The sequence below is a fragment of the Tardiphaga sp. genome (assembly GCF_025356345.1).
GTDB lineage: Bacteria > Pseudomonadota > Alphaproteobacteria > Rhizobiales > Xanthobacteraceae > Tardiphaga.
Window position 1 is genome coordinate 1 of the sequence record NZ_JANXTC010000344.1, and the last position, 7,859, is coordinate 7,859.

Consider the following 7,859-nt stretch of genomic DNA (forward strand, 5'->3'; position numbering starts at 1 on the left):
TCTCGAGGCCGAGCATGGTGTTGCCGAGTGCGGTTCGCCATGGCAGCAGCAGATCCTTCTGCAGCATGTAGCCGACATTCTGCGGCTGGCCGGCAATCTCGCGCCCATGCCAGCGAATGCACCCGGAATCCGGCGCCAGCAGGCCGCACAGCGTATTCAGCAAAGTTGTCTTGCCGCAACCGGACGGGCCGACAATGCTGACGATCTCCCCTTCGCGGAGCGACAGGCTGAGATCCCCGATCACCGGAACGAGAGCGCCGCCGACCTCGTAGCTCTTCGAAACATTTTCCACGACCAAGGGCGGGACTGCGACGCCGTCAGGGCCGGGCCCTGTGACCCCACCGCGCTGGACAGGTGCAAGTCCGATCATTTGAGACTGGCGACTGCCTTTTCAGCGAACGAGTTATCGATGATCTGATCGAACGGGATGCTGCCCTTGGCGTTGCCGAGATAGACCTGCATATCCATCAAGTTCTTCCACTGATCCGCCTTGGTCACAACCGATTGCGCCGGGATCAGATATTTGAGCTCCGCATCAATGGCGCCGTCGACGACCTCGCCCGGCAGATCCGGAAATTCCTTGCGGGCCACCTGCTTGGCGAACGCCGGATCGGAATAGGTCTTGCGCGAGGCTTCTTCAAACGAAGTGACCAGCGCCTGCACCATCGCCGGATCTTTCTGGATGGTCGATGGAAGCACCATGATGCCCGTATTGCAGAACGGTCCGATATAGCTGGAAAAATCGAACACCACCTTGGCGCCCTGAGCCTCTGCCGCGGCGACGCCAGGCTGATAGGCAATGGCGATATCCGCCTGGCCCGCCAGCATCGCCGCGATCTCCGTACCAGGGCTTACCGGCACAATCGTGGCGTCGGTGCCGAGCTTGAGGCCGGCCGACTCGATCAACCGCTTGGCGACGCTGTAATTGGTGTTGGGCTCAGGTGACGTCACGATCTTCAATCCCTTGAAGCCTTTCGGATCGATGATCGGCTGCAGCGTCTTCGACACGCCGAAATAATGCGCGCGCTGCACCACCGTTCCGACCACCACGCCCGGACCGCCATTCTCGCGGGAAATCTGCGCCATCGTCGCATCGCCAATGGCAAAGTCGGCCGACCCGCCCAGCACGGCCGCAAATGTCTGGGTATCGCCGCCGGCGGCGCTCACCTTCATGTCGAGGCCATTCTTTTCGAAAATGCCGGCGTGGATGCCGACATAGAGATTGATGTAGCCGAGGTTATGCACGGCTTCGCTGAAGCGCACGGTCTTCAACGTCGCCGCGCGGGCGCTTGTCAGGCCGGTTAGCGAAGAAGCACTGACGCCCGCGGCCATGGCTGCCGATGCGGCCAGGAAGCGGCGACGACTCAACGCCATGTTTTGCAGGCTGGCATAACGACGCAGGCGATCGGTCATGACTCAACACTCCTGACGACTGTTTCGACAAATTGTGAGGAAAAGTTAAGCCGCGCATTGCGCTTGCTGCAAGTTGAAAGAAGCGACAGAACTTGCTCAAGAATTATCTGGTTGAACAAAGCGTCGCCAATTCGACCTCGTGGCGAGGTAACAACTTCATCAACACGCGTGATGATTGCAGATGTTCACCGCCGTCATGTTCGACAGGCGCCGAATCCGAAAACGAGGAGACCGGGCAGCGCATCCGCGGCTCGGTCTCTCAAGTATCAACTCGCAGGTGGATCGTTCGGCTGACGGGCGTTGACCAGGCGTGTCAGTCGCGGGCCGGTCCGGACGGTGATGATGTCGCCAACCGGTCGTCCGCCACTACCCCTTGGGACACACCGCGCCCGAATCTGCCCAGGCCTTGAACAGCTCGCCGAACTGTTTTTGCGTGCCGGGCGCGGGCGTCCGGTTGCCGCCGGGGTTCCAGCCCCAGCCGACCAGCTCGTCCTCCGCCATATGCTTCACCAGCGCGGCCATGTCCTTGCCGCCATTGCGGTTCTTGTCCTTGATCTGGACGCAGATCTGGCCGAGCGTCTTGCCTTGCCAGGCCATCTCGGCCGGTGCCAGCGCCCATTTCGGATTGCCGGGCACGTTGGCGGCGTCGAAATTGGCCTCATGGTGGCAGGTAGCGCAGGCCAGACCGCCGGCGGCGCCGACGCCGCCCTCGCCGCGCACCACCAGCGGGACGTGCGGACGCATCTTGTCGGTCTGGGTCGGTCGCTCGGTCGCCGGATGGCAGTTCATGCAGCGCGGCGACTGGATCACCTTGCCGACTTCCTGGAACAGCGCGGCGGAGCGCTCGTTCTTGCTCTTGATCTTGGCAAAGGCCGAGATCGGCTGCAGCCGGGTCGCATTGACGACCGGCGGCGTCGCCGCATCGGCTTCGCGAAAGCCAGGATCCGCGAAAGCCAGCACGCCAGCCGCGAGGGTGCCGGCGGCCAGCGCCAGCATCGCATTCCTGAACAGGCTCATGCCGACGCTCCCGGCACGATCGGCAGCTGTCGGGGCCGCCCCAGTCCCAGCTTCGCCATCGCATTGGCCACCGCCGGTCCCAAAGGCGGGACGCCGGGTTCGCCGACGCCGCTGGGCTTCTCGGTCGATTTCACGATCACGACCTCGATCTCCGGCATTTCATTGATCCGCAGCGAGCGGTAACTGTCGAAATTGCCGGCGACGGGGACGCCGGCATCAAGCTTCTGCTCGGCGTAGAGGATGTGGCCGAGGCCGAATCCGATGCCGCCCTCCATCTGCGCCCGGATGATGTCGGGGTTGACGGCAACGCCGCAATCCACCGCGCACCAAACCTTATGCACCTTGGGGCCGTCCTCGGTCATCGACAGCTCGACGACCTGCGCCACGAAGGTGTTGAAGCTTTCCACTACCGCCACGCCGCGGGCGCGGCCTTCCGGCACCTTGGCGTTCTTCCAGTCGGCCAGTTCGGCAACCGCCTTCAGCACGCCGGCATGGCGCGGCTTTTTCGCCATCAGTTCGAGCCGGCCCTCGACCGGGTCCTTGCCGGCCGCTTCCAGCAACTCGTCGACAAAGGCTTCGACGGCGTAGCCGGTATGGGTGTGCCCGACCGACCGCCACCACAGCACCGGCACGCCAACCTCGACCTGGTGCATGTCCATCTTGAAATTGGCGACCTCGTAGGGGATCTCGTTCGATCCCTCATAGGCGGTCGAGTCCAGGCCATCCTTGAACGTCATCGCCTCGAAGGCGGTGCCCTTCATGATCGACTGGCCAACGATGGTGTCGCTCCACGCTTCGATCTTGCCGTCACGCACCGCGCCGCGCATGCGGTGGATGCTGTACGGACGATAGTAACCGCCGCGCATGTCGTCCTCGCGGGTCCAGACCAGCTTGATCGGCTTGCCCGGTCCCATCGCCTTGGCGACTTCGGCCAGTTCGCGCGCGACATGGGTGGTTTGCTGGGCGCGGCGGCCAAAGCTGCCGCCCGCCAGAATCACGTCGAGTTTGACCTTGTCCATGCCAATGCCGAGCGTCTTGGCAATCTCGGCATGGTCCGGGGTGGGAAACTGGCAGCCATAGCGGGCATAGGCGGTGTCGCCCTCCCATTTGATGTAGCCATTGAGAGGCTCCATCGCCGCATGCGCCAGATAGGGAAACACATATTCGACCTCGACGACGCGGCCACCCTTGGCCATCGATCCGTCGAAATCGCCCTCGGCCTTCACCACCTTGCCAGCGGTTTTCGACAACGTGCGGAATTCATTGAGCAACTGCTCCGACCCCCGGGTCTCCGCCTTGCTGTCGTCCCAGACGATTTTCAGCGCATCGCGGCCGGTCTTGGCGGGCCAGAATCCCTTGGCGTAGACCGCCACCCCGGTCGGCACCTGCTTGACGTCAACCACGCCGGCAATCGCCTTCGCCGCGGTCGCATCGAACGATTTCACCGTGCCGCCGAATTTCGGCGAACGCGCGATCACCACCGTCAGCATGTCGGGCTCGTGGATATCGAGCGTGAACAGCGCCTTGCCGTTGGTCTTCTCGACGCTGTCGAGGCGCTTCACGATGCCTTCCGAGCCGATCAGCTTGAAGGTCGAGGGGTCCTTCAGCTTCGGATCGGTCGGGACCGGCATCCGCATCGCCTGGTCGGCGAACTCGCCGAACCGGCCTTCCTTGCCGGACGCATGCCTGATGACGCCGTTCTCGACGGTGATCTCCCCGGCCGGCAACTTCCAGCTTTCAGCGGCAGCTGCGACCAGCAATTGCCGCGCGGCGGCGCCGACCTGGCGCATCTGCACATAGGAATTGGCGACGGCGCTGGAGCCGCCGGTGCCCTGCACGCCGAAAGCAAGGTTCTTGTAGAGCGCCGGATTCGACGGCGCATGGTCGGCGCGCATCTGCGACCAGTCGGCGTCGAGCTCCTCGGCGACCAGGGTCGCCATGCCGGTCCACTGGCCCTGCCCGAACTCGATGCCCTTGCACAGCACGGTGACGGTGTTATCGGGCTTGATCAGGACGAAGGTGTTCGGCGCGATATTGTAGGCGGGCGCGGCGGGAGCCTGGGCGAACGCCTTGCCGCCACGGGCGATATAGGCGCCGATCGCGAGACCGGCGCCGGCCTTCAGGATCGAGCGGCGGGACAGCGCGGTCGTGGTCTTGTCATGAATGGTCATGGCTCAACCCTCCAGCGTCTTGGCGGCGCCATGGATGGCGGCGCGAATTCGGACATAGGTAGCGCAGCGACAGATGTTGCCATTCATGGCCAGATCGATGTCGCGGTCATTGGGCGTCGGATTGAGATTGAGCAGCGCGGTCGCGCTCATGATCTGGCCGGACTGACAGTAGCCGCATTGCGGCACGTCGAGCGCCACCCAGGCCTTCTGGACGGCTTTCGCTTCCTTGCTGTCGAGGCCTTCGATCGTGGTCACTTCGCTGCTGCCGACCGCCGACACCGGCAGCGAACAGGAGCGCACCGTCTGGCCATCGACATAGACTGTGCAGGCGCCGCATTGCGCGACACCGCAACCATATTTGGTCCCGGTCAGACCGGCGCCATCCCGAATGGCCCATAGTAAGGGGGTATTGGGGTCGACATCCACCTGGTGGGTCTGACCGTTGATCTTGAGCGCGAACGCAGCCATCGCTGTTGTCCCTGGTGGTCGAATGTACGCCTACATTCGATTGCTTCTAAAACACCAAGGATATCTACATCGACATTCCAATTTCGCACACTCACATATTTTTGTCGCGCCGCGGAACCAATTTCCGCCTTGCGAAACGGGGGCCGCTACACCAGGTGCGAGCGGCCGCCGATCGATATTAGACAACGACCGGATAGGGCAGCTTCTGACCGGCGTAATAGGCCGTCAGATTGGCGATCACGCAGTCCTGCATCGCGCCGTGCGAGTCCAGCGTGTGGCCGCCGATATGCGGCGTCAGCACCACATTCGGGAAGGCGGTCAACGCGTCCGGCGCCTGCGGCTCCTTCTCGAACACGTCGAGACCGGCGCCGGCGATGGTCTTGCCGGCGAGCGCCGCCACCAGCGCTTCCTGGTCAATGACCGAGCCGCGCGAGATGTTGACCACATAGCCCTGGGGGCCGAGTTTGCTGAGCAGGTCGGCACCGATAATGTGCTGGGTATCCGGGCCGGCACGCACCGCGATCATCAGCACGTCGCACCATTCCACCAGGCCGGCAAGCGTATCGATATAGCGATACGGCACGTCATGCCGGCTGCGGCTGTGATAGGCGACGTCGGTCTCGAAGGCGGCGGCGCGCGAGGCGATCTTGCGACCGATCTCGCCCATGCCATAGACGCCAATCTTGCGACCGGGATTGCCGGCCTGGGGGCTCATCAGCGGCGACGGTTTGGCGGAGGACCAACCGCCCTCGCGCAGATACTGGTCGGCCGGCAGGATTCGTCGCGTCACCGCCAGCATCAAGGTCAGCGCCAGATCGGCCACCGACGCCGCGTTGGCGCCCGGGCTGTTGCCGACAATGATGTTGCGCTCGGCGGCAGCCTTGAAGTCGACGCCATCATAGCCGGTGCCGTAGCAGATGATGGCGCCGAGCGACGGCATCATGTCCATCACGTCGCTTTTCAGCGACTGACCGCCGGCGGTGATCAGCGTCCGCACATGTTTGAGCTGCTCGGGCGAGAAGGTTTCAGCCGGCGGCTTGCCGGCGGCATCGATCAGGTCGAATCGATCACCGATCCGCGCCATCAGGGATTTGGGGAAGCGCGAATAGATCAGAACTGTGTCAGCCATCGAAGCGATCCTGTTGATTTCAAACCACAAAATAAAAGGGGCGAAACCGGTTGCCCGATTCCGCCCCTGATGTGTCGCAAGCTTTGACGCAAGCCGTTCAAAAAGCCTTAGACGAGCACGGTGCTCGGTTCAACCTTGATGCCCGGGCCCATGGTCGAGGACACGGCGACGCGCTGCACATAGGTGCCCTTGGAACCGGCCGGCTTCGCCTTGGCGACGGCGTCGGCGAGTGCCTTGATGTTTTCGACCAGCTTCTCTTCCGAGAACGAGGCCTTGCCGATGCCGGCCTGCACGATGCCGGCCTTCTCGACGCGGAACTCGACCGAACCGCCCTTGGCGCCCTTGACCGCCGACGTGACGTCCATGGTCACGGTGCCGATCTTCGGGTTCGGCATCATGCCGCGCGGACCGAGCACCTTACCAAGGCGACCGACCAGCGGCATCATGTCGGGGGTAGCGATACAACGATCGAAGTTGATCTCGCCGGCCTGGACCTTTTCAACCAGGTCCTCGGCACCGACGACGTCGGCGCCAGCGGCACGGGCTTCATCGGCCTTGGCGCCGCGGGCGAACACGCCGACGCGCAGGGTACGGCCGCTGCCATTCGGCAACGACACCACGCCACGAACCATCTGGTCGGCGTGACGCGGATCGACGCCGAGATTCATCGAGATTTCGATGGTCTCGTCGAACTTCGACTTGGCGCGTTCCTTGATCATCTTGATCGCGTCGGTGATCGTGTAGAGCTTCTCACGATCGATGCCCTCACGGGCGATCTTCAAACGTTTTCCAATTGCCATGATCTTTACCCCGCGACCTCGACGCCCATCGAACGGGCAGAGCCCTCAACCATCTTCATGGCTGCTTCAATGGTGTCGCAATTCAGATCTTTCATCTTCGCTTCGGCGATTTCGCGCACCTGCGCCTTGGTCACCGAGCCGGCCTTGTCACGGCCGGGCAGTTTGGAGCCCGACTTGAGATCAGCGGCCTTCTTGATGAAGAAGGACATCGGCGGCGTCTTCAGCTCGAAGGTGAACGAACGATCGGCGTAGATCGTGATCACGACCGGGATTGGCGTCGCTTTTTCAATCTTCTGCGTCTGCGCGTTGAACGCCTTGCAGAATTCCATGATGTTGAGGCCGCGCTGACCAAGCGCGGGTCCGATCGGGGGCGAAGGATTCGCCGCACCGGCCGGCACCTGCAATTTCAGGTATCCGGTCACTTTCTTTGCCATTTAATCACTCCTGTTGTGCCGGCCGGGGCCGGCGGTTTCAGGTTTCGTGGTTCGGATCAAGAGCGGTTGGCCACCGCCCTCTTCCTCCCACGTCCTAGTTTACGCGATGACAAACCTCGCGCTTGCGTTACGCGAAGACGCGCTTCGCGCTTAGCTTACACGAAGACGCGCTTCGCGCTTTCGGTCAGACCTTCTCGACCTGACCGAATTCCAGTTCGACGGGGGTGGCGCGGCCGAAGATCGACACCGCGACCTTCACGCGGCTGCGATCCTCGTCCACTTCTTCCACCGTGCCGGTGAAGGAGGTGAAAGGACCGTCCGCGACGCGCACCTGCTCGCCAATTTCGAACGTAATGGTGGACTTGGGATGCTCGGCGCCCTCGGTAACCTGGTTGAGGATGCGGTCCACTTCGCCCTGGCGCAGCGG

9 protein-coding genes are annotated in these 7,859 nt (G+C 62.9%); all 9 read right to left on the reverse strand.

The window, feature by feature from the left end; all coding sequences use genetic code 11:
- On the reverse strand, positions 1-292 hold a 292-nt coding region (locus Q0S16_RS20965; RefSeq protein WP_366517852.1), incomplete at its 3' end, for an ATP-binding cassette domain-containing protein.
- Between the two features lie 74 nt (positions 293-366).
- Positions 367-1,413 carry an ABC transporter substrate-binding protein gene (locus tag Q0S16_RS20970; protein WP_295852531.1) on the reverse strand — a complete coding sequence of 349 codons (1,047 nt, stop codon included), beginning with the start codon at positions 1,411-1,413 and terminating at the stop codon, positions 367-369.
- A 366-nt stretch (positions 1,414-1,779) separates the two neighbouring features.
- Positions 1,780-2,430 (reverse strand): Isoquinoline 1-oxidoreductase subunit, encoded by a 651-nt coding sequence (locus Q0S16_RS20975; RefSeq protein WP_295852533.1) that lies wholly within the window; start codon positions 2,428-2,430, stop codon positions 1,780-1,782.
- On the reverse strand, positions 2,427-4,601 hold the full coding sequence (locus tag Q0S16_RS20980) for a xanthine dehydrogenase family protein molybdopterin-binding subunit (RefSeq protein ID WP_295852536.1): 2,175 nt from the start codon (positions 4,599-4,601) through the stop codon (positions 2,427-2,429). Before Q0S16_RS20980 ends, Q0S16_RS20975 begins: the two co-directional genes overlap by 4 nt.
- Positions 4,602-4,604: 3 nt before the next feature.
- Positions 4,605-5,069: a 2Fe-2S iron-sulfur cluster-binding protein gene (locus tag Q0S16_RS20985; RefSeq protein ID WP_295852539.1), complete on the reverse strand. Its 465-nt coding sequence runs from the start codon at positions 5,067-5,069 to the stop codon at positions 4,605-4,607.
- 178 nt (positions 5,070-5,247) lie between these two features.
- Positions 5,248-6,198: a 2-hydroxyacid dehydrogenase gene (locus Q0S16_RS20990; RefSeq protein WP_295852542.1), complete on the reverse strand. Its 951-nt coding sequence runs from the start codon at positions 6,196-6,198 to the stop codon at positions 5,248-5,250.
- Between the two features lie 107 nt (positions 6,199-6,305).
- Positions 6,306-6,998, reverse strand: coding sequence for a 50S ribosomal protein L1 (gene rplA, locus Q0S16_RS20995; RefSeq protein WP_295852545.1), 693 nt, complete (start codon positions 6,996-6,998; stop codon positions 6,306-6,308).
- A 5-nt stretch (positions 6,999-7,003) separates the two neighbouring features.
- The gene (rplK, locus tag Q0S16_RS21000) at positions 7,004-7,432 is read right to left on the reverse strand and encodes a 50S ribosomal protein L11 (RefSeq protein WP_295852549.1); all 429 of its coding nucleotides are present in this window, start codon (positions 7,430-7,432) and stop codon (positions 7,004-7,006) included.
- 184 nt (positions 7,433-7,616) lie between these two features.
- Positions 7,617-7,859, reverse strand: a 243-nt coding sequence (locus tag Q0S16_RS21005; protein ID WP_295852552.1) for a KOW motif-containing protein, incomplete at its 5' end; no start/stop codon positions are given.

Coding starts and splice junctions, on each gene's coding strand:
- Q0S16_RS20970 (WP_295852531.1), bottom strand. CDS start 1,413: ATGACCGATCGCCTGCGTCGTTATGCCAGCCTGCAAAACATGGCGTTG.
- Q0S16_RS20975 (WP_295852533.1), bottom strand. CDS start 2,430: ATGAGCCTGTTCAGGAATGCGATGCTGGCGCTGGCCGCCGGCACCCTC.
- Q0S16_RS20980 (WP_295852536.1), bottom strand. CDS start 4,601: ATGACCATTCATGACAAGACCACGACCGCGCTGTCCCGCCGCTCGATC.
- Q0S16_RS20985 (WP_295852539.1), bottom strand. CDS start 5,069: ATGGCTGCGTTCGCGCTCAAGATCAACGGTCAGACCCACCAGGTGGAT.
- Q0S16_RS20990 (WP_295852542.1), bottom strand. CDS start 6,198: ATGGCTGACACAGTTCTGATCTATTCGCGCTTCCCCAAATCCCTGATG.
- rplA (WP_295852545.1), bottom strand. CDS start 6,998: ATGGCAATTGGAAAACGTTTGAAGATCGCCCGTGAGGGCATCGATCGT.
- rplK (WP_295852549.1), bottom strand. CDS start 7,432: ATGGCAAAGAAAGTGACCGGATACCTGAAATTGCAGGTGCCGGCCGGT.